We start from the raw sequence: 23,725 nt of genomic DNA, 5'->3' as shown, positions 1-23,725 counted from the left end.
GAAATAATCTTTTTACCTGATGTAAACCTCAAGAATTTTAACCGATTCGGATTTTGGTTTTAACTGAACCGACTCCAGGCTGGCAGGTAATAAAACAGTTTCTCCCATCGCTACATCCTCGGTGCCGCCTTCGGTTACAATTTCAAATTCACCTTCCAAAGTCATATAAATTACAAACGAATCAAGTTGATTGTAATCTTTATCCTGTTCCTTACTAAATTCGATAATGTTAGTAGTAAAATAGGGACAGCTAACAATTTCCACGGCTTGGTTTTCAATGGTATTGTAAGCGGTTTTATACTGGCTTGCATACGAAAAATCGATAGCGTCTAACGCCAGTTCGGTATGTAATTCACGTTCATTTCCCTTATCATCTTTTCGGTTATAATCGAAAATACGATAGGTTACATCTGATGTTTGCTGAATTTCGGCTACCAAACAACCTTTACCAATGGCATGCACGCGGCCGGCAGGTATAAAAAATACATCGCCAACTTCTGCTTCATCGTAATGCAACAAATCGGTTAATTTACCGCCTTTCAAAAATTCAAGGTATTTCTCCCGATCAACTTTCTGGTTAAACCCGGAGTTTATTAATGCACCATTTTCGGCACCTGCAACATACCACATCTCTGTTTTTCCATAGGCATTGTGCCGCTCTTTCGAAAGTTTATCATTGGGGTGCACTTGTATCGACAAGTCGTCCTGGGCATCAATAAATTTAATAAGCAATGGAAATTCAACACCAAATTTTTCGTACACCTTATCGCCAACCAAATCGCCCATGTAAATCTCAATAAGGTCGTTTAAATCGTTGCCGGCAAGAAAGCCGTTGCTAACTACCGAAATATTTCCTTCAACCCCCGAAAGTTCCCAGCTTTCGCCACAGTTTGGCAATGCTCCAAAATCTTTGTTAAGGATTGTTTTCATACGGTTTCCACCCCAGATTTTTTCGTGAAAAATGGGCTTAAATTTTATTGGATATAGGTTACTCATAACTTAAATGTTTACTGAAATAGAAAAAAGAATTAAAATTGAAAATCTACGGCTGCACGTGCATCAGTAGTTTCGCCAATACGCTTTACTACTTTTAAATGTTCAGGGTGTACGCGGTATGCATCCAAATCTTCTACACTATCAAAATGCGACAACAATGCCAGATCGAAACTTTTGGAATCCAGCTCATAATTCTCACCCACCTCAATGTGCTTAAGTTCTTTAATGGTATCTTTTAAACGCAGTAACATTGATTTTAACTCGGCAATTATTTCCGTTTTTTCAGTACTGGGGTAATCCTTCAATTTAAAAAGAACGACGTGATTAATCATTGCTGTCTATTTTTTGTAACTTGTACTTTTATGGCTGCGAAAATAGTGTTTTCTTAGCGTTTAATTTTAATCTTCATTTATCATTTAACATTTAAATTCAAACAATATGCTGGTAATTGGCATTGCAGGTGGCACAGGCTCAGGAAAAACCACGGTGGTAAAAAAAATCAGTGAAAGATTCTTCGATAATGAAGTCGCCATACTATCTCATGACTCGTATTATTTCGACAACAGCGAATTATCGTTGGAAGAACGCAGGCAAAAAAACTTCGACCACCCCGATGCCATTGAATTTAACCTGATGATTGATCATGTTAAGCAATTGAAAAAAGGATTAGCAATTGAAGAGCCCGTATATTCATTTATATCCTGCACCCGCCAGACCGAAACAAATACCGTTGAACCCAAAAAAGTTTTAATTATTGAAGGAATTTTGTGTTTAACTAATAAAACGTTACGCGACCTGATGGATATTAAGGTATTTGTAGATTGCGACTCGGATGTAAGGCTTGCACGGGTTATTCAACGAGACATTCAGGAACGCGGACGAAATGTAGACCAGGTTTTAAAACGCTACAAAGAAACGGTGCGGCCCAGTCATATTCAGTTTATTGAGCCAACCAAACGTTTTGCCGATATTATTGTCCCCCAGGGTGGAAAAAACAAAATTGCCATACAAATTTTAACCAACCACATTTTACAAACTTTAAACCACAGCTAATGCTTCAAAATTTAAATATCGAAGACATACTTTTTCTCGACATTGAAACAGTTCCTTTGGCGCCGGAATACACCGAGCTAACCGAAAAATGGCAACAACTGTGGGAACGTAAAATGCAATTTCAGATTGATAGCGGGCAACACGCACAGGAGTTATACGAACGCGCCGGAATTTATGCCGAATTTGGGAAAATCGTTTGCATCTCGGCCGGCTATGTCGTGCAGAAAATGGGAGAACCATTTTTTCGTGTTAAATCTTTTTATGATGATGACGAAAAAAAATTGATCCAGAATTTTTTTAATGCCCTTGATGGCTTTTCCCGAGCAGGAAAACGCAGGCTTTGTGCCCACAACGGCCAGGAATTCGATTTCCCTTATATTTCGCGAAGAGCGTTGGTAAACAATCTGAACCTGCCCAAAGTACTAGACATTGCCGGCGCCAAACCCTGGGAGGTGAAGGATGTACTTATCGACACGCTACAACTCTGGAAATTTGGCGATTATAAACATTACACTTCCTTATCGTTGCTGTGCGAGTTATTTAATATCCCCACACCAAAAGATGATATAGATGGTAGCCAGGTGGCAAAAGTTTACTGGGAAGAAAACGACATTGACCGCATTGTGAAATATTGCGAAAAAGATACAATGGCTGTTGCCAATCTGCTGCTAAAATACAAAGGCGATAAAATTATTCCTTTCGAAAATTTAGAGAGCGTTTAGGCTTGAAGGACTGAATGAGTGTGGGACTGAATTTAACGTAATTTTATGCACTGCCTTTTGTTGTTAAACGATTCTCAAAATTTCATCATCCGATCCATATCGCGTTTGGCATCCTTGCTTTTTAGGGTTTCTCGTTTATCGTAGGTTTTTTTACCACGAGCCAGTGCAATCTCCAGTTTGGCCAGACCCCGGTCGTTAACAAACAATTTGGTAGGCACAATAGTAAATCCCGATTCCTTAATTTTTTTATCCAGTTTCTGAATCTCTTTTTTATTGAGCAATAATTTGCGGTCGCGTTTGGCAATATGGTTGTTGCAGGTGCCCATCTCGTATTCTGAAATATGAAGATTGATTACATACATTTCGCCATTAATTAATGTACAATACGAATCGGTCAGGTTCACTTTTCCGTTTCGAATAGATTTTATTTCGGTACCCACCAATTTTATACCGGCCACAAAACGTTCAACAAGCTCGTAATTAAACGATGCTTTTCGGTTTTTTATGCTAATATTTTGCTGTGGTTTATGCGACATGGTTCTTAAATTTTCTGTTTCCCACTTTTTTTAAAAAATGGCATTTAACATTTTGGACAAAAGTATACTTAAAAAACTGAATATAAAAAAGTTAACCACAATGGTCAGCAATACATAACTGTTTTCTTTATGATCAGGAAAGGTAAGCAATTCTTTTGCTCCCACCCAAAAAAGGTAGAAGCTGTAAATACCAACTATATCAACCACATATAGAAACGGAAACAAGCCTGTAATCAGAGAGACAAGCAGCATTGGGGTCATGGAATAAACAACCAGTTTTCGGGCCAAATCAATATTTTTTTCAGCACCAAATGTTTTCATTAATTCTTTTGTAAAAAAAACACTTACGAAATACTGCAGCACAAAAAGCGCTATTTCGCGCACAGCTTTAAGTAATGGAAACTGAATAAAAAAGTCGGTTCGTTTAAAAAACTCGCCAATAAAAACCGCCAACGCTCCAGCCAGTGCCAGCGGCAACAAATAGCTAAGCCATAGCGACTGGTTTGTTGCAACAGTTTTTTGCTCTTGCCAGAAGTTTTTGGGGTTGACAAGAACGAGTTTTACCTCGGCAATTAATTTTGAAAATGAAAATTCCATTCAATTCAATTTTGCGGCAAAAATACACTTTTTTCAAAAACCCATCCATTTCATTCGGCTAACTATCTTCAGTGCAATGCCAAGGCCTTGCAGTAGTGCTATCTACCTTACAAAATTTTACTTCTTCGGGTTTTGTTTACGTTCCTGAATCAGTGCCTGCAAAGCAAACATTTCGTCGCGCAGGCGAGCTGCTTCAATAAAATCGAGGTCTTTTGCCGCTGCCTGCATTTGCTTTTTGGTTTTTTCTACAGCTTTTTCCAGTCCATCAATACTCATGTATTGCACCACCGGGTCGGCAGCAATATCGGGTTGGCCCATACCTCCCTCATACTCCGGTGTTTTATCACTTCGGTATTGGTAACCAATAATTTCGCGGGTAGGTTTAACAATGGCTTTCGGGACAATATTATTTTCTTCGTTGTATTTCAGCTGTTTTTCGCGGCGGTAATTGGTCGAATCAATAGTTTTTTGCATCGAATTGGTAATTTTATCGGCATACATAATTACCATTCCGTTGAGGTTACGGGCCGCACGCCCTGCCGTTTGTGTCAGCGACCTTTCAGAGCGTAAAAAACCTTCCTTGTCGGCATCTAAAATTGCTACCAGCGATACTTCGGGCAAGTCCAATCCTTCACGTAACAGGTTAATCCCCACTAAAACGTCAAACTCGCCCTGGCGCAGTTGCTCCATTATTTCTATACGTTCCATCGTATCAACATCAGAATGTATGTACCTTGTTTTTACCCCCATGTTTACGAGGTATTTCGATAGTTCTTCAGCCATTCTTTTGGTAAGAGTTGTTACCAGCACGCGCTCGTTTTTCTCAATCCGGAGATGAACTTCATGCATTAAATCGTCGATTTGATTGGCGCTTGGACGTACATCAATAATTGGATCGAGTAATCCGGTAGGTCTGATAATTTGCTCCACTACTACCCCTTCTGATTTTACAAGTTCGTAATCGGCAGGGGTGGCACTTACGTAAATTACCTGGTTCACCAGGTTCTCGAACTCCTCGAACTTTAGCGGTCGATTATCAATAGCGGCAGGCAAACGAAAACCAAATTCAACAAGGTTAACCTTTCGCGAATTGTCGCCACCGTACATGGCACGAATTTGCGGAATGGTTACGTGGCTTTCGTCTATCACAACCAAAAAATCATCCGGAAAATAATCGAGCAAACAGAACGGCCGGGTACCGGGCGAGCGTCCATCAAAGTAGCGCGAGTAGTTTTCAATTCCGGGACAGTAGCCCAACTCACGCATCATTTCCATGTCGTATTCGGTACGTTCTAATATTCGTTTGGCTTCCAAAGGCTTACCAATTTCGCGGAAAAACTCCACCTGCTTTACCAAATCATCCTGAATGGTGTGAATAGCCGATTTCATTCGGTCCTTGGTAGTTACAAAAATATTAGCCGGATAAATAACCACCTCATCCAGTGTTTCAATGGTTAGTCCATCTTCCGGATCAAAACTCGACAGTTCCTCCACCTCGTCGCCCCAAAAAGTTATGCGATAGGCCACATCGGCATACGCCGGAAAAATATCCACTGTATCTCCTTTAACCCTGAATTGTCCCCGGTTAAATTCCACCTCACTCCGGCTATACAAGGCTTCAACAAATTTATACAGTAAGGTATTTCGCGGAACATTCTCTCCAACCTTAACGGTAGTAACATTGGCATGAAAATCTTCCGGATTACCAATGCCGTACAAACACGACACGGAGGAGACAACAATAACATCGCGCCTTCCGGACAACAGTGCAGATGTGGCACTTAAACGGAGTTTTTCAATATCCTGGTTGATGGACAAATCCTTCTCGATGTAAGTATCGGTGGTAGGCAGATAGGCTTCGGGCTGATAATAATCGTAGTACGATACAAAATACTCAACTGCATTATTCGGAAAGAATTGTTTCATTTCGCTGTAAAGCTGTGCTGCCAGGGTTTTGTTATGACTTAACACCAGGGTAGGTCGTTGAACCTGTTCAATTACATTGGCTACAGTAAAGGTTTTTCCAGACCCTGTTACACCTAACAACGTTTGAAAACGTTCACCAGTTACCACTCCTTCTGTTAGTTGTTTTATGGCCTCGGGCTGATCGCCGGTTGGTTTATAATCTGCTACAACGTTAAAATCCATTAGACTTTTATAAGTATTATTGACACCAAATTTAATCCTAAAATTAGGACCGGCCTATACTATTTTTTCTATTTTTGCTTGTAACCATTAAAAATCAGTGATTTGAAGGGACGCAAATTACTTCATAAGCGACTAATTATGAATTGGATAAAACACCTATCCCTAATTGTGTGTTGTTGGGCTATTACCAGCTTAACATTTGCACAGGATGAATTAAATTCATCGAATTACAAGGCGCCGGGTCAGCAGGGACTTTACCTGGGAGCGCAAGGATCTACCAACGGATATGGCGGAAACCTGCGTTATGCGTTCAACAAAAAATTCGCTGTACGGGCTGCCTACGAAACCCTGTCGTTATCGCACAAATTTAATTTTAACGAAAACGACATCAACTACGATGCGGAAATGGATTTTGAAACCGGTGGGATACTTGCCTTGTTTGATTATTCTTACACCAAAAATCTGTACATCTCAGCCGGAGCTGTTTTTAGCTCATTTAACCCGGTAGTTAAAGGCTACGCTGCCAGCGATTACGAATATGGCGATATTGTTATTCACAAGGAAGATATTGGTGATTTTACCATTACAGCCCAGCCAGGTCTGGAAATTTCGCCATACGGAAGCGCAGGTTTTCGTGCTTTCATTGGGAAACGCGAAGGAATTGTTTTTAACTTTGAAACAGGACTTTATTATCTGGGGCCACCAGATATTGAGATTGAAGCTACAGGACTTTTAGCTCCTACTGCCGATCCTGCATTTGGACAGGCAGAATACCTGGAATACCAGTTTGATGCATATAAAATTTACCCGGTTGTTAAAATTGGGGTTGCTGTAAAACTATTTTAACATCGAAAGCACCACATCATGAAAAAAAGAGGAAACTATTTTTATAAATCTTGGGCATTATTTTTTCTTTCGCTTGCCATTTTGGGCTGTGGAGAAATGCTTGACAACCCAACCATTGATAAAGATTCGGGCGAAGACATTAACTTGCTGATTGTTGATTTCAATTTTTTTACCACGCGCATGGATTTCAGGCTGGTAGATTCTGATAACAATTCGCTGATTACAAAATCGGCAAAAATCTGGTTTACAGGAGATAACTCGGATGATATTGTAAACTTTGCCGGCGAAAAAAATAACAATTACACAACACCACAGGGACAACTCGAATTAACCATTGACCCAAATGTTCCCATATCCAATACTGAACCATTTACCTACGCCGTACATGTTGAAATTGATGGCTACCAAGCTTTTTCGAAAGGGATAGAAATATTCTCAGAGGGCAAAAAAACTTACGAGCTGCTGCTGGTTAAAGACTCAGGAGATGGAGACACCCTTACCGGAACAGAGGATGACGATTCGTTTACCTTTACTGCCTTACTGCAAAAATCGGCAAGCATTGTTGAAAACCCCTGCAAAGTTGAATTCAGTATTACAAAATCAGATCTCATTCAATTTTCCGACCATTATGGCAATCCGCTATTCAGCAGTATTGATGAATTAAACGCTGCTTACGCCAGCAGCAATAAAGAATACTTTATTCAGCTAACCATCGATAATAAAAAAACCGATTACAATCCGGATATTGACATGGTAAGTGTTGACGGTCAGAAAAAATCGTTAATTTTTCACAAACTGGAATCTGGCGACTTTGGTTCGCTTTCGGTTATGGGCCGCCTGGTTACCAATTTTAACGATGGAGGGATTACTGTAAAATGTACTTATATTAATACGCCAGAACCTGATCTATTTGGCCTGGCCAATTTCTCTGATAGTTGGGAATTTACAGGCACCAGCAATTACTACACCAGCACTGATTTTAGTTATTTGGCTGCCCAGGCATCGCTTAAAACATTGTGCACAACAGGCGCCAGTATTAAATTCGCATCGAATGTACAGTCAAGTTTCTCGATTGACGCTGATATTTACGACTCGAATAACCTGCTGGTTAAAACGGTTAATTTTAAAGGGAAATTTCCGGAAACTTTTGTATTGGAAAATGTCCCTGAAGGTGCAGCTACACTGATATTCAGAAACAATAATCCGGGCTTTGCCCCTATTGGCAATTTAAGCATTAATGATTTATGTAGCGGAACCTACGAAGTAGATGTTGATGCTGCTGAAGGCTACGAAGAATATCAGATTGTATTAAAAGCACTTTGCCCTGACAACCCAACCATTGCCATTGCTCCTACCTACAGCGGTCAGGTGCGCATTAAGAACAGCGATGATAACTGGCAGGGAATCGATATGGAAGGAGGCATTGTTGATGTACTGGGAAAACCAGGAGAAGCGTATGAATTGCGTTTTTTATGGGAAGACGAATGGGAAACATCTGATTTTTCGACCGAGTTTGATGCCAACGGCAACTATATTAATAAAACCAATGCCAATGTTGCTACCGAAATAATGGACGATGGCCGAACACGCTTTATCATTGAACATGAGTTTGACCAAAGCGTTTGCCACGATATGGGCTGGTAACCGTTTATTCCAATTGGCAAAAGGTAAGAACTTGGTCTGGTACTAAATTTTTACCTTTTTTTATGCCTTAAAAACATCATAATATTCGGTAACAAGTGTGGCAATCATTCCGGCCGAACGAGCAGCAACCATTCCTGGTTCACCATCCTCAAATACCTGACAATCTGCCGGTGCCACGCCCATTTGTGCTGCACATTGTAAAAATGTTTCAGGATGAGGTTTCGGGTGTTTTACATCATCGGCCGACACAAGAATATCCAGGTAATCTTTTAAGCCAATAATTTCAAGTGTTTTTAAAGCCAAACGTTTGTAACCTCCGGTGCCAACTGCCATCGGAAGCTGTTTATGGTACTTCATTACCAATTCAATAACCGGCTCAATGGGTTTCATCTGGTGCATCATACGTTCGTATTCTGCCTCTTTTTCGTGTCCTACTTCCTTTGCATTTAAATCGGTACCGTAAACCTCATTTATCCTTTCAATGGTTTCAACTGCAGGCACTCCGGCTAACGAAAGAAACATTTTTGCGGAGTAATCAACACCGTATTTCCCCAGTATTTTTTGATAGGCAACAAAATGTACCGGCATGGTATCGGCTAGTGTTCCGTCAAGATCAAATATTAATCCTTTGGCTTTTGGGTCTATTTCTAATTTTTGCATTCTAATAATTTATTGACAGCGAAAGTAAGCTTTTACAAACTCTACACACAAAGCGCTTTCTACATTTAAGAAAAATTTTAACCTTTGTTTCAACTAATTTAATAATCGATGACTGAAGTTTTTTTGTATACGTTTCCGCAATGGATTGTTTTTGCGGCTTTGTTTGGGCTTGTTTACGGTTGGGTGGAAAATAAAAAAACTTTTCGACTGATTGGCCTGGGATTTCTTGTGATGCTCGGGATTTTTTCTGTATACATCGTCTTAGGCGATTATCTTGCCCCGGGACAGTTGCTCACTCCGGAAGAAATATTAAGTGAAGAACTGCACGACGAAATTATTAACGAAGCTCCCATTGAAAAACAACTATTACCAGCCTACCTGTGTTTTATTTTTTCAGCGGTTCTGGCGCTCCTTGCCCTGGTGCTCGACTGGCTAAACAAGAAACATTACCGGCTTATTACTATTTTGTCGGGGCTCGTGGCTTTGCTTGGTTTTTTTATTGTTGTTGGAGCCGTTAGGGGAATTTAGCTTTCCGTTCCTGCCAAATACTTCTATTTCTTTATAAACTTCTGCCTTTGGCCTCCGCAAATAGCTACATATAGCCCCGAAGGCCAATCTTTTACGTTTATTATTGCGTTATCACCTGTTGCCATAACCATTTTTTCACCAATTGAATTATAAATTTCCACGGTATTCAATTCTGCCTGATTCAAGCTGCGCAGGTATAAGGTTTCGTTAACCGGATTTGGATAAACAAGGAAACTCTTTTTATTTAATTTGATATTATCCACCAATCCCGTAAGCTCCCCATTTGTTTCATTAAAAGTGGGTGTTTGTGTTCTGAAGTCTCCCGTACCATTAGGATACCTTGCAAATGAAATATCGCTACTTTGCTCCCCAAAATCAACCTGGTCAACAATATTTAAGTCATTGTCCGAAAGGATTAATGTTTCACCGGCAGCAGAGAGTTTAAAAGAAGTATGCAGAGGTCCGTCTTCCTCCTCATCATCAGTCCAAACAATAAGATATCCTTTTGCTTCAATTATAATGTTCTCTGCAAACTGCCATTTATCAAGCCTGGTCGCATCATCTGTTAAAAAATAGCCGCCCAGGTTGACATCAAAATCGTTGTTATTATAAAGCTCTGCCCAATCTTCATATTTTCCTTCTTCATCGGTAGCGGTTTCCGAGTTACTTGCCATCAATTCGTTAATTACCACGCCATTTTCTCCAACCTGATGCATTACATTGTAAACAAAAACATCGTTTTCAGCCTTTGCCGGATAATAGGAAACCGTACGTGCCGAATTAGCTGCAACTGCTTCAACATAGTATCGTACCATTACACCGCCAGGCATTCCCGGGATTTCACCACCGTATACTCCATCACCAGCCAGACCATCATCATGTTCTCCGTCATCAAACATGGGCGCCTGGTTAAAACGGCCAACCATTCCCGACGAATAATATAAATTCAATTCACTTTCCTCAACTCCTTCACCTAAACTGGCAATTACTGATACGGGATTGCCTGCCAATGGAATGTTTTCGCTATTTACCAGCATCACCGTATCAATCACAGGAGCCTTTTGTTGTACTTCTGAATTGTAAACCATATAAGAATGTCTCCTATCTACAAAGATTTTCAAGTCATCCACCGCCTCAAAATATTCTTCGGTGGTGTATAATTTTTTGTTATCATTGGCAACCAGGTCACGAATTTTCAGATCCAGACTATCGATTAATGGATTTACGTTTTCAGAAGTTAATGTTTCAGATAGAATTGTGCGGTAGTGTGCAAGATAACGCTGGCGATATTTTGGAATTACAAGCAATTTATTAAGTAGTGGATAATTCTCATTATCTACATTTTTAAAAGGTTTCCAGGCGGGATGAAAAGCATGATCAGTTTGAAAAGTTTCATTGCCATCATACTCCATTGCCTGCAACAAACCTGTCTCTGCATCAATGTAAATAAGATAATCCATTTTACCTTTTTGAATGTAACTGTCCTCATCGGTAAAAATATTTTCAACTGCCAAAAACCAGCAAATCTGGTCAATGTTAAAATACTGCCCGGTAATACTACAGTTTTCGGCTGTTGCGTTATTTAGCACCTCGCATGCCTTTACCAAATATTGCCACGAACTGTCGATATCGCTTGATTTTAAGGTATAGTAAGTTTGATACGCCAACGTATCTGCTCCAAGATAGTTGAGGGCACTTGTCCCCTCCCAGCTAACCGACTTATTCTCATCGGGCTCATCTCCCCTAAAAAATGCCCCATCATTACTCAGAAACCATTCTTCCAAATAAGTTTTATCGTGGTGCTGAGCATTTAAATAAAGTCCCCAATCTACTCCATTGATAAACAACCGAATATAATTTACTTTGGCAATGGGTCCATAAGCCGAAGCCAGTTTACCATACAAAAGCTCCTTCATAAAGGCCGGATCAGCATGTGCATTATTAAAGCGTAGGTTTTTGTATCCTCCCAGCCTTAACTCATCATCAACGAAATCAATATCTAACTTAAATGATTTTTTTTGCGAAGTAGCATTAGACCGATAAGAAGTATTTCCCCTGAAACGCACCCCTATTTCACCCACCAATTTGCCATCATATTTCAATGTGGCTACAATTGGTGTTTCGGTATAATAATTATCTTTTAACTGACTCCAATAATCATCTTGTTCAAATATCAGTTCGGCGGTTTTTATTTCCGAGAGGTCGTACAAACCACTAGCGGGCAATCCGCCCCGAATTAACCTGCTACTATCTTCAGAATAATGATATTCCGATTGGAAATCTTGTGCAACGGAATAAAATGGAATAAACAGAGCAACGATAAACTTTAAAAACCTCATCTTTTATCTTTTTTGTCGCCCAAATTTAAAACTAATGTTATTACCTGCCATAAAAGAATTAAAGTTAGATAGGAAGTTATAGAAACATGAACTCTATTTGAACGGTTGCGAGCCCATTTTATCGGCTACGATGTTTTCATTTAACAATGTCGGAGGAAGTAAACTTTCAAAATGTTAGCATTTTATAAAAAATGAAATCAACTTGTTAACAAAACAACGGTTTTAATTCGTGGTTTCGTTATCTTGCAAGCCATTAACAACAGACAAATTTATTGATTATGAATCCACAGGCTGCTGAACTTAACAGCATTATTCAAGCAAAAAGTACTACCGTATTTGAACTGCTATCGGAAAGAGGAAAAAGTATTTTCTTTCCGAAAAAGGGCATTTTAGGCCAAACAGCGGAAGCTAAAGGCACCAAAATTAATGCAACCATTGGAGCCGCAATCGAGGATGATGGAACTCCAATGCGGCTGGAAGCTGTGGCTTCAAAGATCAATCTGGATCCGGCACTGGTATTTCCTTATGCCCCAAGTTTCGGACGTCCCGACATTCGTGCAAAATGGAAAAGCATGATTTACGAAAAGAATCCATCGTTGGCGGGCACCGAACTGAGTCTGCCGGTGGTTACCAATGCGCTTACCCATGGCATAAGCATGGCCGGGTATATGTTTGCCGATGCCGGAGATGAGATAATTGTTCCCGACCTGTTTTGGGGCAACTATAATTTAACGCTTACAAATGCCTATGGTTGTTCGCTGGGCAAATTCAATCTTTTTAAAGATGGAGCATTCGACCTTGAAGCATTCGAGAGTAAATTAAACGAAGGTGCAATTGGCAAAAAAATCCTGATTCTGAACTTCCCTAACAACCCATCGGGTTATACTCCAACAGTTGAGGAACAGGATGCAATTGTTGCTATCATAAAAAAATCGGCAGAGGCCGGTAATAAAATTGTAACCATAACCGACGATGCTTACTTTGGCTTGGTTTACGAAGAAGGAATTGCTACTGAAAGTATTTTTGCGCCGCTAAGCCAGTTACACAAAAATGTTTTGGCTGTAAAAGTTGATGGCGCAACCAAAGAAGACTACGTTTGGGGATTCCGTGTTGGATTTATGACCTACGGGATTAAAGGTGGCGATGCAGAACTATACAGTGCACTGGAATCGAAAACTGCCGGAGCCATTCGTGGAAATATTTCAAATGCTGCAAATATTTCACAATCGCTCTTACTTTCGGCATTCCAAAGCGAAGAATACGCCGACCAGAAAGAGGCCAAATACCACATTATGCAAAAACGCTACGATGCGGTGAAAGAAGCATTAAGTGATGAAAAATATAAAGAGTGCTTTACTGCCATCCCTTATAATTCGGGCTATTTTATGTGTGTACAGTTAGCCGAGGGATTAACCGGCGAAGAAGTGCGCCAGGTTTTAATTAACAAATACAGTATTGGCCTCATTGCTTTGGGTAATGTACTTCGAATTGCTTTCTCGGCGGTAGCTGCCACTGATGTGAAAGCTATGTTTGATGGGATTTACAATGCTTGTCTCGATTGTAAAAAATAATATTCAAATACGCAGATTACGGTAATTGTTCAAAACAACAAAAGATGATTATCGTAATCTGTGCTTTTTTTTAAAATTGTTGTGCCAACTCCTCAAAACTCATCATCTGCACTCCCAACTTTTTCCAGTTTTCAAAAGGCAAGGAGATATTGGGTAATTCTTTAATTGCATCCTCAATAACAATAACCTTTTCAACTCTTTCTGCCAGTCCCACAACGGCAAAATCCACACATACATTGGTGGTAACCCCGTAAACCACTACTGTTTTTGGGGCGAGCAATTTTACAATTTCATCGGTATACTTGTTACCGGCAAATACATCAAATGCATCCTTTCTAATAACAATCTCCCGAAACGACCTCGCATTGTCAAGTGTAAAATAGTGCTTATCCCAATCAAAAACCACCGAAACCTCAGGTTGTGTTTCCCAAATGTAGTCGGCCCCTTTGGTATCAGCCATGCAGTGCTCGGGGAAAGTGTTTATAAAATCCGGATTCTTCGATAACTCAGCCGAGTTTGGATAATGAAAATCGGCTGTATTAACCACTTTAAACTTTTTCTGCTTGGCCAGAAGTGTTAGTTTTCTCCAGGTAGGTTTTAGCAACTCTGCTCCTTCCACATAGAGCTTTCCCTTGGGTTCAACAAAGTCAATCTGGGTATCTACATTCCAAAAAATAATATCCGAATGGTTCATGTTATATGCTTTTGTTCTATAAAATTAGGAGAAATTCATTATCAAATTAATTCTTTCTCAAAAAAAAAAATGTTTATTTTCATCCTTTATGTAATTCTGATTGTCATAACAATACATACTGAGTAAATAAAATCAAACACAGTTCAGTTACGAACTATTAAAAAGAAAATATGAGAAGAATTGTATTAACGCTGCTGGCCACCATGTTGATTGCGCCGTTTTTTGTATCGGCTCAAGACATGCTCAACCAGGCAGTACCGGTTGATCCGGCTATCAGAACAGGAAAGTTAGAGAACGGAATGACCTATTTTATCCGTCATAACGAAGAACCCAAAGAGCGGGTTAGTTTTTATATGATACAAAATGTAGGTGCCCTGTTGGAGAACGACAATCAGAACGGGCTGGCTCACTTTCTGGAGCACATGGCCTTTAACGGTACCGAACATTATCCGGGTAAAGGATTTTTAGATTACCTGGAAAAAAACGGCGTGGCTTTTGGCCGAAACATCAATGCCTACACATCGTTTAGCGAAACAGTTTACAACCTGAGTGATGTGCCTGCCACCCGCGAAGGCTTGATTGACTCGTGCCTATTAGTATTAAACGACTGGTCGAATTACCTCTTGTTAAGCGACGAAGAAATTGACCTTGAACGTGGTGTAATTTCGGAAGAATGGCGTACGCGCCGCAATGCCGGGTTCCGCATGCGTAACCAATGGTTTCCGGTGGTTTTTGAGGGATCGAAATGGGCCGAACGTGATGTAATTGGTGATTTGGACGTGATTAAAAACCACGACTATGAAACCTTACGTGCTTTTTACCACGACTGGTACCGCACCGATTTGCAGGCCATTGCTATTGTTGGAGATATTGATGTTGACGCACTGGAAACAAAAGTAAAAGAGTTGTTCTCGAAAATACCGGCCGTAGAGAATGCCCAACCACGCCCGCAATTTGAAATACCTGAACACGACGAAACAAAATTTGTATTGGCAACCGACGAAGAAGCAACAAATTCAAGTATTTCAATTTATATTAAACACAAAGGAACAGCTCGCGAAAATAAAAACATTGGTTACCTGCGCGACGACTATATCAGCACCCTGTTCAACCAAATGAGCCGCGAGCGTATTTCTGAGTTACTTCAAAAAGGAAACCCGCCATTTATAAACGGAGGGATACAAATTGGTGGTTTTGTTCGTGGCTACGATGCTGCATACATTACTGCAACTGCTAATCCGGATAAAGAAGATGAAGGCCTGCGCGCTGTTTACACCGAAGCGCAACGCATACTACGCCATGGTTTTACCGAGGGCGAATTAAACCGTGCGAAAGTAAACCTGCTCACCTCAATGGAAAGCGATTACAAACAACGCGATAAAATTACAAACGACCAGTATGTTCGTGGTATTCAGGCCTACTACCTTGAGGGCGAACCATTAACCGATGCCGAATTCGACTGGCAATTCGGGCAAGCTATTCTGGAAACCATTACCCTGGCTGATGTAAATGCTTTGGCCGGCGAAATGATAGTAGATAAAAACCGTGCAATAGTAATTACAGGCCCCGAGTCGGGAGCCAAACACCTGACACAGGAAGAAGCCTTTGCCATTTTAAACGAAGTAGAAAATGCAGAAATTGCACCTTATGAAGATTCTGCGGAAGCTGCATCGCTGGTTGAAGGCGAATTGCCGGGAGCCGAGGTGATATCAACAAAAAAACTGGAAGAACTGGATGCTGTAGAATGGAAACTGGCCAATAATGCTACAGTAATTTTTAAACATGCCGATTATGAAAAAGACGAAGTAGCCCTGCGCGCCTATAGTCCGGGGGGAAGTTCGCTTTTTGGAACCGACGATTTGCAGGCGGCAAGCATGGTATCCGGTTTTATGGGAAGTTACGGTGTTGGCGATTTTGATGCCATTGCACTAAAAAAAGTATTAACCGGAAAACAAGCCAGTGTAAACGTACAGCTGGGCGAGCTCACCGAAGGCTTTAGCGGTGCCAGTACACCTAAAGATTTTGAAACCATGATGCAGTTGCTGTACCTGCAGTTTAACAATCCTCGTTTTGATGAAGAAGCTTATGGTGCACTGAAAAGCCGTTACGAAGCCTTCCTGCAAAACATGGCCAATAATCCTAAAAAGATTATGAGCGACTCGCTATCGTTAATTGCAACCGCTTATCACGAGCGTACAAAACTAATGTCGGCCAACATGTTTGATGAAATTGCCTTCGACCAAATGCAGGAACTGTACCTCGACCGTTTTAAAGATATTGGCGACTTTACCTTTTTTATTGTGGGTAATATTGAGGAAGACCTGGCCAAAGAAATGGCAGTAAAGTATATTGGCTCGTTAAAAGACCTTCCGGGCGAAGAACAATGGGTTGACCATAAAGTACGTATGCCTGAAGGTAAAACCGAAAAGAAAATTGAAGTACCCCTACAAACCGAAAAGGGTAATGTAAATATTCTTATTCGTAAGGAACTGGCTTATACTCCCCTTAGCAATATTGAGCTGGAAGTATTAAAAGGTATTCTGCGTTTGCGTTACACCGAAGAAGTACGCGAAAAAGAAGGTGGGACTTACGGGGTTGGCGTAGGCTCCTCATCAAACCAGTATCCTTACGAGCGTAAAACCTTACAAATGACTTTTGATACTGATCCTGAAAAAGCAGATCACCTGAAATCAATTATTTTCCGCGAAATTGAAAAGATTGTTGAAAATGGCCCTACCCAGGAAGACCTGGACAAAGTTATTTTAAACATGAAGAAAGAACGTGCACAAGCCAAAGAGCATAACAAATACTGGCTAAACGCACTTTATAATAAATATTACCACGGTTATAACAGCGATGCGGCCGAAAATTTCGATGCAATTTTAGATGGTTTAACTATCGGACAAATGCAAAAATTTACGGACAATTTTTACAGCAATGCCGATGTGGTTGATGTGGTGTTTTTACCTAAAAAAGTTGAATAGATAAAGTATTGATAAAAGATAAGAAAGTCCATGGTTTTTGATAATCATGGACTTTTTTTTTGAAGAACAAATCAGATTAAATGTTTAAATAAAAAGACATTTCAGGGGCATAACCGTTTGGTTATCGGTAAAAAAACTTTCCGGGGCATAACCGTTTGGTTAAACACCTCCGGGCTTCCGTTGAAGCCTTAAACGTTTGGTTAAACCTTGCCGGAGCAAACTTTCACTGCTTAAACGTTTGGTTAAACCTTGCCGCGACAAATTTTCACCGCTTAAACGTTTGGTTAAACGTTGCCGCGACAAACTTTCGCGCCTTAAACGTTTGGTTAAGCATCGCCAGGACAACTTTTGGGCCTTAAACGTTTGGTTAAGCCCTACACCCTACATTAAAAGTAAAGGCCGGAAACTTTTCGCTCCCGGCCTTAGTGCAATTACTATTTTTAAAATAGCTGAATAGCGAACGATTTTACTCGATCACAAACTCAAATTCTTCATCGGTTGGGGGTGTGCACATTTCGTCGTTGCAACTCATCCACTGTATGTAACCCGAAATTTTAGCAGGTTTTTCGGTTACCCATACTTTGTGCGAGATGGTTGCTTTATCTTTAAAATAAGTTACTTCCATATCGAACATCTTATCGTGCATTTTTTTCGATGGAGTGATTTCGACCGGTTTTCCAAACTTCCTGCAATTTTCCATAGTTTCAAAATTAAACGAAGTTTTTACCGGGCCTCCTTCTGCCATGTTTACGCCGTACAACTTAAAGCCCATGTCGATTTTTGCTGTTGCCACAATTTCATATTGATTGGCACCTTTTAAGGGTTTCAGTTCAAACTCCCATTTTACCGGCTCAATCATTTGGGCCTGGGCAAAAGCTGCAAGCACTACAAATCCTAAAGCGAATAATAGCTTTTTCATTTCTTTCTATTTTTTAAATTCTGATAATCCTTCGTTTAACCATTCAATAAAATCATCGGCATGGGGATCGTAACCGTAGCCCTCGCCTACCTGTTTTTCGTTGGCGTCAAGAATCACATAATAGGGTTGCGTATTTCTATTAAATCTCGATATCTGAAAATCGGTCCATTTGTTACCAATCGTTCTCACTTTTCTTCCGGTTGTTTCCGAAATGTACTGTTCCTCTTCAGGCAATTTTGTTTTTAAATCAACATATAACGAAACCACCACAAAATCCTCGAGGAACATATTTTTCACTTCCTGTTCAACCCAAACATTGTCTTCCATTTTTCTGCAGTTGGTACAACCTTTTCCGGTAAAATCAATCAGTAAGGGTTTTCCGGTTGCTTTGGCATGGGCCAGGGCATCGTCATAATCGTCGAATAACGGGATGCCATGTGGGCCAATGTGCATACCCAGTGTCATTGTCCCTGATGAATGGCCCGTTGCGACTGCACCTGCAGGTTGCGTTCGGCCAACACCTAATGGCGATTCAGCATAATCAACCGGTGGCGGAAATCCACTGATTAATTTCACGGGAGCTCCCCACAATCCGGGAATCATATAAATAACAAAGGCCATTACCATGGTTCCTAAAATAAACCGGGAAACCGGCAGGTGTGTTAGTGGCGAATCGTGCGGCAATTTGATTTTGCCCCACAGATAAAGCGCCAGACCTAAGAAAATTGCAATCCAAATGGCAATATAAACTTCGCGCTCGAGGATGTGCAGGTCGAGTACCATGTCGGCAATCGACAGGAATTTAAAGGCAAATGCAAATTCGAGAAAACCTAAAACAACTTTTACGGAATTCAACCAGCCACCGGATTTTGGCAGCGAGTTTAACCATCCAGGGAAGGCAGCAAACAAGGCAAATGGAATTGCCAGTGCCAACGAAAAGCCTAACATACCAATTACCGGAGCCAGACCTCCGCTGCGGGCAGCTTCAACAATTAGCGCACCTACAATTGGACCGGTGCACGAGAACGAAACCAGTGCCAGAGCAAAAGCCATAAAGAAAATACCAATCAGGCCTCCTTTGTCAGCTTTGCGGTCTACCGCATTTACCCAACTGCTGGGTAATATAATTTCGAATGCTCCCATAAACGAGAAGGCAAAAACAAAAAGCAGCAAGGCAAAAAACAGGTTAAACCATGGATTGGTTGACAGACTGTTTAAGCTTTCTGCTCCAAAAACAGCGGTAACAACCGTACCTAAAATCACATAAATTAAAATTATAGATATGCCATACCAAATACCATTGCGAATACCTTTGGCCTTGGTTTTACTTTGTTTGGTAAAAAAGCTTACCGTCATCGGAATCATTGGAAACACACAGGGTGTTAACAAAGCTGCCAAACCACCTAAAAACGCCAGAAAGAAGATACTCCAGTAATCACGTGTTTCTCCACCGGCAGTGCTGTTTGCTTCAGGCTTGGCTTCTGCAATTTCTGTATTGGCAGCTCCTGAAAGGTCAAACGAAAATGTTGCCTCCATAGGGGGCGTACAGGTTTCGTCGTTGCAACTCATAAATTCAACATAGCCGGTAATTTCTCCGGCACCTGCAACTTTAACTTTTTGCGTAAAATTTACTTCATCCGAAAACCAGCGCAAATCCATTTGAAACGATTTGTCGAACTCTTCGGTAACTTCTTTGTCGGGAGTAGGTTCGCCAATTAACTCCACGTTTTCCACCTTTTCAAAATAGAAACTGGTTTTTATAGGGCCACCTTCCGGTAAATCGGTGGAATACATATGCCAACCTTTTTCGATTTTAGCTGTAAAAACCAGCTCGAATTCATTGGCTGAAATTTTGTTTTGAGCAAAACTCCACTTAACCGGCTCAACAAGCTGTGCCGACGCAAGCCAGGCAGCTGTAATTAAACAAAGCGTAAACAGTACTTTTTTCATTGTATGCTAATTTATGTTTTTATCTGTTTTTAATACGACAACCAACCGGGCAAACAGGATGAACTAGTTTAGAAATATTTTTCAGACATCCGTTTTTAACGTCTTTTTATGGGATAATGGTATCGTTTTTTTACAAATATATTTCTCAGAACAGTAAAGTACGAACTACTGTTTAACAAAATTTGGATGATGCAGGTTTGAAATAGGGTCTAGACCCCAATCAGCTGCCTTTCACCCTGCGATAGAAAGCAACGGCTTCTTTTCGCGTTGCAACACCTAAGTGTCTGTAAATATTATTGATATGTGTTTTTACTGTACTCAGCTCAACAAATAATTCGTTTGCAATTTCCTTATTTGTTTTTTCGGCAGCAAGCAAACTTAATATTTGCTGTTGCTTTAAGGTTAAACCTTCGTAAACCGATATCAGGTTTCCTGACGATTGGCTTTCAGTTCTTTTAAGTACCAGGTATTTTCGATAAAATACAAACGTAAAACCAAGAAGGATAAAAATTACCAGTGCTTCAACCAACAACAACCAGTCTTTCCATTTGGGTTGTACACCTGGCATTTCACATACAAAATCTCTGAACCCAACCAGTTCTTCCAGCAATTCAGAATAGGCGTCGTTATAAGCTGTAGCCGGAAGTGCGTCGGCTAACCTTTTTTCGAAATAGAAATAGAAATCGCGTTGACGCAAAAAATCGGTTTCCTTATCGGTAATGTGGTATAGGGCATAAAGCCCAACCAAAGGATTTTTACTGTTTTTTACAAAGGAATGAATAAACGCTTCAAGTTCCTGCGTTAAGAAGCTGCTTTTTGCTTTGGTAAGCTGCCCCGACAAAAGTTTTGTTTGTTCGCGATACTTTATATCGAAATCAAGAATTGCATTACTGGCTTCACTCCCACTTAAGTCTTCAACAACTAAGGAATTATTTTCGGTCTTTGCCAACACTTCCACACTAGAATCGCGATTTAAGAGCAAATGAAAATAGTTTTTGTTTTCTGCTGCGCTAAATTCTACCAGCGAATTATTTCCGCGCACCAGGTACAGGCGATAAAACATATACTCTGCAGGAACTGTTTGCGTGTTTAGCACAAAACTACCGTCGGGCTGAATAAATGTTTCAGCAATAATAAAATCAGGCGAAGCCACAAAAAGATCTTCGGGTGCATTAATCAGTGCCAGAAATACTTTAGGTTGCCAACGATCGGTGAGTTTAATTTTGCCACTAATTTCAAGAGCAGATGCAGAACCGACGGTTAAGCTGAGTATAAATATATAAATCAGTTTTTTGAGCAACATCTGAATTTATTTGCTTTACTGCGAAAATAAAAAAAGCCGCTCAAAAAATGAACGGCTTTCTTTTTATAAAATAATTTCTTCCTCATTCTCGTCGAAAAAATGGTATTCCAGGTAGGAATACGAATTTACAGCCTGAATTCCAACCCACTTCAGGTGTTTAAAAAACCACCTGTTTTGTGGACTTTTTAATCCTTTTGTGAGGTATGCAGCTGTATAAGGGTGAACTTTCAGAAATAGTTTCTTTTTGTTCAGCTCCTTTAGCGCGTAGTTTACTTTGCTGTTAATATCATCAGCAAATAAAACAGTAGGCACAACTTTTCCACTTCCTTTACATGTCGGACAGCTTTCTGCTGTTTCAATGTTTTCTTCCGGGCGAACTCTTTGCCTGGTTATTTGCATCAGGCAAAACTTACTAAGTGGAAGAATGTTGTGCTTGGTCCGGTCGTCAGCCATAATCGCTTTCATGTGTTCATTCACTTTTTGGCGATTGGCTGCAACGTGCATGTCGATGAAATCAATTACAATGATTCCTCCCATGTCTCTCAACCGTAATTGTCTTGCTATTTCGTCGCAGGCAGCCAGGTTTACTTCCAGTGCATTTCTTTCCTGGTCGTTTCCGGCTCTGGCGCGATTCCCACTGTTCACATCAATTACATGAAACGCTTCGGTGTGTTCTACGATTAAATAGGCACCATCTTTAAAAGATACGGTTTTACCGAACGAGGCTTTAATTTGTTTATCAATGCCATAATGTTCGAAAATTGGCTGACGTCCTTTGTAGTATTTAACTATTTTCTTTTTGTCGGCCTGAATGCTACCTATGTAATCGGCAATTTCTGAAGCTACCGATTGGTCGTTTACAATAATGCTGTTGAAGTTGGGATGATAAATATCGCGCAAAAGGGCTGTTGTTCTGTCCATTTCGCCAATAATAAGCGATGGAGCATGTGCCCTGCGAAGCTTATGAAAAGTAGTTTCCCACTTTTCAACCAACCGTCGAAGTTCCTGATCGAGTTCTGCTACTTTTTTCCCTTCGGCTACCGTACGGATTATTACACCGTACCTGCGGGGTTTAATACTTTGAATAAGTTTTTTTAGCCTGTTTTTTTCTTCGGTTGACCGAATTTTTTGCGACACCGATATTTTGTCGCTGAATGGCATTAAAACTAAGTTTCGTCCCGCAATTGAGATTTCAGATGTTAATCGTGGTCCTTTAGTGTTTATTGGTTCTTTCGCTACCTGAACCAATATTTTCTGACCTACTTTTAACAGCTCGTTTACCTTACCTTCTTTGTTAATGTCGGGTTCTGAATGAATTTTCGAAATGGAAGAAATTTTATTCTTTCGTGATGAGGCAATTCGCAGGAATTTATTTAGCGTGGCGAATTGAGGCCCCATGTCAAGGTAATGTAAAAAAGCATCTTTGTTGTAACCTACGTCGATAAAAGCAGCGTTTAAACTGGGCATAATTTTCTTTACTTTGCCGAGGTATATATCTCCGACAGCGAATTTTGCCCCGCTTCTCTCTCTGGTTAATTCTGCAAGCTTCTTCTTTTCCTGTAAGGCAATAACAATTTCGGATGGAGTTACATCAATAATTAAATCGCTACTCACAACCTTTAATCATCTACTTCTTTTGGTTAATACTATACGTTATAACAGATTAAACCTAAAGCATTAAATGCTTTAGGTTTAATCATTAACTATAAGAAATTAATTCATTAATATCTTATTTCTTCTTCTTGTGCCTGTTTTTACGCAATCTTTTTTTGCGCTTATGAGTGGCCATCTTGTGTCTTTTTCTTTTTTTACCGCTTGGCATAACTCTATTATTTTACTTGATTTTTAACTTCTGATACAAATGTCTTCGCTGGTTTAAATGAAGGAATATTGTGTGCAGGAATTATAATAGTTGTATTTTTTGAAATGTTACGAGCTGTTTTTTCTGCTCTTTTCTTTACAACAAAACTACCAAAACCTCTTAGGTAAACATTTTTACCATCAACTAATGAATCTTTTACTGTTTCCATAAAAGCTTCAACTGTTTTCTGTACAGTTACCTTTTCAATTCCTGTTTCTTTCGAAATTTCATTTACAATATCTGCCTTAGTCATCTCTTAAATTATTTAATTTTCAATGTATTAATCGTTTTTATTCGAGTTTGCAAAAATAAAAAATATTATAAAACCCAAAAGCTTTTCAAATAATTTATTTTTGTTTTTCTGTAAGATTTTT

22 protein-coding genes are annotated in these 23,725 nt (G+C 40.1%); 8 read left to right on the top strand and 14 right to left on the bottom strand.

The annotated features are described in order from the left end of the window. Nucleotides 1–12: 12 nt before the first annotated feature. Both QZ574_RS16330 and QZ574_RS16325 read right to left on the bottom strand, forming a co-directional pair. The gene (locus tag QZ574_RS16330; protein ID WP_297091486.1) at nt 13–996 is read right to left on the bottom strand and encodes a type I phosphomannose isomerase catalytic subunit; all 984 of its coding nucleotides are present in this window, start codon (nt 994–996) and stop codon (nt 13–15) included. 32 nt (nt 997–1,028) lie between these two features. Then, nucleotides 1,029–1,328 carry a Dabb family protein gene (locus QZ574_RS16325; RefSeq protein WP_297091484.1) on the bottom strand — a complete coding sequence of 100 codons (300 nt, stop codon included), beginning with the start codon at nt 1,326–1,328 and terminating at the stop codon, nt 1,029–1,031. Between the two features lie 106 nt (nt 1,329–1,434). On the opposite strand from QZ574_RS16325, the gene udk reads away from it, so the two are divergent. Both udk and QZ574_RS16315 read left to right on the top strand, forming a co-directional pair. Then, nucleotides 1,435–2,049 (top strand): uridine kinase, encoded by a 615-nt coding sequence (gene udk, locus QZ574_RS16320; RefSeq protein WP_297091482.1) that lies wholly within the window; start codon nt 1,435–1,437, stop codon nt 2,047–2,049. Then, nucleotides 2,049–2,771, top strand: coding sequence for a 3'-5' exonuclease (locus QZ574_RS16315; RefSeq protein ID WP_297091480.1), 723 nt, complete (start codon nt 2,049–2,051; stop codon nt 2,769–2,771). The genes udk and QZ574_RS16315 overlap by 1 nt, the downstream gene beginning before the upstream one ends. 74 nt (nt 2,772–2,845) lie before the next feature. Here QZ574_RS16315 and smpB read toward each other — a convergent pair whose 3' ends face one another. From smpB to uvrB, 3 genes are all read right to left on the bottom strand, one after another. Next, complete coding sequence (gene smpB, locus QZ574_RS16310) at nt 2,846–3,307, bottom strand: SsrA-binding protein SmpB (RefSeq protein ID WP_297091478.1); 462 nt, start codon at nt 3,305–3,307, stop codon at nt 2,846–2,848. 30 nt (nt 3,308–3,337) lie between these two features. Beyond that, nucleotides 3,338–3,904, bottom strand: coding sequence for a YIP1 family protein (locus QZ574_RS16305; protein WP_297091476.1), 567 nt, complete (start codon nt 3,902–3,904; stop codon nt 3,338–3,340). 117 nt (nt 3,905–4,021) lie between these two features. Next, nucleotides 4,022–6,052: an excinuclease ABC subunit UvrB gene (uvrB, locus tag QZ574_RS16300; protein WP_297091474.1), complete on the bottom strand. Its 2,031-nt coding sequence runs from the start codon at nt 6,050–6,052 to the stop codon at nt 4,022–4,024. Between the two features lie 138 nt (nt 6,053–6,190). Between uvrB and QZ574_RS16295 the strand changes: the two genes are divergently transcribed. Both QZ574_RS16295 and QZ574_RS16290 read left to right on the top strand, forming a co-directional pair. Further along, entirely contained in the window at nt 6,191–6,898 is a 708-nt protein-coding gene (locus QZ574_RS16295; protein WP_297091473.1) for a hypothetical protein, read from the top strand. Between the two features lie 18 nt (nt 6,899–6,916). Next, a complete protein-coding gene (locus QZ574_RS16290) occupies nt 6,917–8,542 on the top strand; it encodes a hypothetical protein (RefSeq protein WP_297091471.1) in 1,626 nt (541 codons plus the stop codon). A 60-nt stretch (nt 8,543–8,602) separates the two neighbouring features. On the opposite strand, the gene QZ574_RS16285 is transcribed toward QZ574_RS16290, so the two are convergent. Next, nucleotides 8,603–9,202 carry a beta-phosphoglucomutase family hydrolase gene (locus QZ574_RS16285; RefSeq protein WP_297091469.1) on the bottom strand — a complete coding sequence of 200 codons (600 nt, stop codon included), beginning with the start codon at nt 9,200–9,202 and terminating at the stop codon, nt 8,603–8,605. 108 nt (nt 9,203–9,310) lie between these two features. Between QZ574_RS16285 and QZ574_RS16280 the strand changes: the two genes are divergently transcribed. Beyond that, a complete protein-coding gene (locus QZ574_RS16280; protein WP_297091467.1) occupies nt 9,311–9,730 on the top strand; it encodes a hypothetical protein in 420 nt (139 codons plus the stop codon). A 23-nt stretch (nt 9,731–9,753) separates the two neighbouring features. Here QZ574_RS16280 and QZ574_RS16275 read toward each other — a convergent pair whose 3' ends face one another. Then, nucleotides 9,754–12,069 (bottom strand): CotH kinase family protein, encoded by a 2,316-nt coding sequence (locus QZ574_RS16275; protein ID WP_297091465.1) that lies wholly within the window; start codon nt 12,067–12,069, stop codon nt 9,754–9,756. Nucleotides 12,070–12,347: 278 nt separating this feature from the next. On the opposite strand from QZ574_RS16275, the gene QZ574_RS16270 reads away from it, so the two are divergent. Then, the gene (locus QZ574_RS16270; RefSeq protein WP_297091463.1) at nt 12,348–13,640 is read left to right on the top strand and encodes an aminotransferase class I/II-fold pyridoxal phosphate-dependent enzyme; all 1,293 of its coding nucleotides are present in this window, start codon (nt 12,348–12,350) and stop codon (nt 13,638–13,640) included. 70 nt (nt 13,641–13,710) lie between these two features. Here QZ574_RS16270 and QZ574_RS16265 read toward each other — a convergent pair whose 3' ends face one another. Further along, nucleotides 13,711–14,334: an isochorismatase family cysteine hydrolase gene (locus QZ574_RS16265; RefSeq protein WP_297091461.1), complete on the bottom strand. Its 624-nt coding sequence runs from the start codon at nt 14,332–14,334 to the stop codon at nt 13,711–13,713. A 170-nt stretch (nt 14,335–14,504) separates the two neighbouring features. Here QZ574_RS16265 and QZ574_RS16260 point away from each other — a divergent pair, with 170 nt between their 5' ends. Both QZ574_RS16260 and QZ574_RS16255 read left to right on the top strand, forming a co-directional pair. Beyond that, nucleotides 14,505–17,318 (top strand): M16 family metallopeptidase, encoded by a 2,814-nt coding sequence (locus QZ574_RS16260; protein WP_297091459.1) that lies wholly within the window; start codon nt 14,505–14,507, stop codon nt 17,316–17,318. Between the two features lie 238 nt (nt 17,319–17,556). Beyond that, nucleotides 17,557–17,775, top strand: coding sequence for a hypothetical protein (locus tag QZ574_RS16255; protein WP_297091457.1), 219 nt, complete (start codon nt 17,557–17,559; stop codon nt 17,773–17,775). Nucleotides 17,776–17,784: 9 nt separating this feature from the next. Here the strand turns inward: QZ574_RS16255 and QZ574_RS16250 are convergent, their stop codons facing one another. From QZ574_RS16250 to QZ574_RS16230, 6 genes are all read right to left on the bottom strand, one after another. Next, complete coding sequence (locus tag QZ574_RS16250; RefSeq protein WP_297091455.1) at nt 17,785–18,237, bottom strand: protein-disulfide reductase DsbD domain-containing protein; 453 nt, start codon at nt 18,235–18,237, stop codon at nt 17,785–17,787. Nucleotides 18,238–18,243: 6 nt separating this feature from the next. Next, the gene (locus QZ574_RS16245) at nt 18,244–20,187 is read right to left on the bottom strand and encodes a cytochrome c biogenesis protein CcdA (RefSeq protein WP_297091453.1); all 1,944 of its coding nucleotides are present in this window, start codon (nt 20,185–20,187) and stop codon (nt 18,244–18,246) included. 220 nt (nt 20,188–20,407) lie between these two features. Then, nucleotides 20,408–21,490 (bottom strand): helix-turn-helix transcriptional regulator, encoded by a 1,083-nt coding sequence (locus QZ574_RS16240; RefSeq protein ID WP_297091451.1) that lies wholly within the window; start codon nt 21,488–21,490, stop codon nt 20,408–20,410. A 63-nt stretch (nt 21,491–21,553) separates the two neighbouring features. Then, a complete protein-coding gene (locus tag QZ574_RS16235; RefSeq protein ID WP_297091449.1) occupies nt 21,554–23,104 on the bottom strand; it encodes an Rne/Rng family ribonuclease in 1,551 nt (516 codons plus the stop codon). A 115-nt stretch (nt 23,105–23,219) separates the two neighbouring features. Continuing rightward, on the bottom strand, nt 23,220–23,312 hold the full coding sequence (locus tag QZ574_RS19475) for an AURKAIP1/COX24 domain-containing protein (RefSeq protein ID WP_202914927.1): 93 nt from the start codon (nt 23,310–23,312) through the stop codon (nt 23,220–23,222). A gap of 7 nt (nt 23,313–23,319) precedes the next feature. Next, nucleotides 23,320–23,604: an HU family DNA-binding protein gene (locus QZ574_RS16230; protein WP_038559683.1), complete on the bottom strand. Its 285-nt coding sequence runs from the start codon at nt 23,602–23,604 to the stop codon at nt 23,320–23,322. Nucleotides 23,605–23,725 lie beyond the last annotated feature (121 nt).

This window comes from uncultured Draconibacterium sp., assembly GCF_913063105.1.
Taxonomy (GTDB): Bacteria; Bacteroidota; Bacteroidia; order Bacteroidales; family Prolixibacteraceae; genus Draconibacterium.
Note: the sequence above shows the minus strand (reverse complement) of the source record. Positions and strands in the feature narration are given on the sequence as shown.

What these genes read in the sequence shown, in the direction of transcription:
- QZ574_RS16265 (WP_297091461.1), bottom strand. Translation starts at nt 14,334, where the DNA reads ATGAACCATTCGGATATTATTTTTTGGAATGTAGATACCCAGATTGAC.
- QZ574_RS16315 (WP_297091480.1), top strand. Translation starts at nt 2,049, where the DNA reads ATGCTTCAAAATTTAAATATCGAAGACATACTTTTTCTCGACATTGAA.
- smpB (WP_297091478.1), bottom strand. Translation starts at nt 3,307, where the DNA reads ATGTCGCATAAACCACAGCAAAATATTAGCATAAAAAACCGAAAAGCA.
- udk (WP_297091482.1), top strand. Translation starts at nt 1,435, where the DNA reads ATGCTGGTAATTGGCATTGCAGGTGGCACAGGCTCAGGAAAAACCACG.
- QZ574_RS16305 (WP_297091476.1), bottom strand. Translation starts at nt 3,904, where the DNA reads ATGGAATTTTCATTTTCAAAATTAATTGCCGAGGTAAAACTCGTTCTT.
- QZ574_RS16290 (WP_297091471.1), top strand. Translation starts at nt 6,917, where the DNA reads ATGAAAAAAAGAGGAAACTATTTTTATAAATCTTGGGCATTATTTTTT.
- QZ574_RS16280 (WP_297091467.1), top strand. Translation starts at nt 9,311, where the DNA reads ATGACTGAAGTTTTTTTGTATACGTTTCCGCAATGGATTGTTTTTGCG.
- QZ574_RS16260 (WP_297091459.1), top strand. Translation starts at nt 14,505, where the DNA reads ATGAGAAGAATTGTATTAACGCTGCTGGCCACCATGTTGATTGCGCCG.
- QZ574_RS16270 (WP_297091463.1), top strand. Translation starts at nt 12,348, where the DNA reads ATGAATCCACAGGCTGCTGAACTTAACAGCATTATTCAAGCAAAAAGT.
- QZ574_RS16240 (WP_297091451.1), bottom strand. Translation starts at nt 21,490, where the DNA reads ATGTTGCTCAAAAAACTGATTTATATATTTATACTCAGCTTAACCGTC.
- QZ574_RS19475 (WP_202914927.1), bottom strand. Translation starts at nt 23,312, where the DNA reads ATGCCAAGCGGTAAAAAAAGAAAAAGACACAAGATGGCCACTCATAAG.
- QZ574_RS16275 (WP_297091465.1), bottom strand. Translation starts at nt 12,069, where the DNA reads ATGAGGTTTTTAAAGTTTATCGTTGCTCTGTTTATTCCATTTTATTCC.
- QZ574_RS16325 (WP_297091484.1), bottom strand. Translation starts at nt 1,328, where the DNA reads ATGATTAATCACGTCGTTCTTTTTAAATTGAAGGATTACCCCAGTACT.
- QZ574_RS16330 (WP_297091486.1), bottom strand. Translation starts at nt 996, where the DNA reads ATGAGTAACCTATATCCAATAAAATTTAAGCCCATTTTTCACGAAAAA.
- uvrB (WP_297091474.1), bottom strand. Translation starts at nt 6,052, where the DNA reads ATGGATTTTAACGTTGTAGCAGATTATAAACCAACCGGCGATCAGCCC.
- QZ574_RS16285 (WP_297091469.1), bottom strand. Translation starts at nt 9,202, where the DNA reads ATGCAAAAATTAGAAATAGACCCAAAAGCCAAAGGATTAATATTTGAT.
- QZ574_RS16295 (WP_297091473.1), top strand. Translation starts at nt 6,191, where the DNA reads ATGAATTGGATAAAACACCTATCCCTAATTGTGTGTTGTTGGGCTATT.
- QZ574_RS16245 (WP_297091453.1), bottom strand. Translation starts at nt 20,187, where the DNA reads ATGAAAAAAGTACTGTTTACGCTTTGTTTAATTACAGCTGCCTGGCTT.
- QZ574_RS16230 (WP_038559683.1), bottom strand. Translation starts at nt 23,604, where the DNA reads ATGACTAAGGCAGATATTGTAAATGAAATTTCGAAAGAAACAGGAATT.
- QZ574_RS16250 (WP_297091455.1), bottom strand. Translation starts at nt 18,237, where the DNA reads ATGAAAAAGCTATTATTCGCTTTAGGATTTGTAGTGCTTGCAGCTTTT.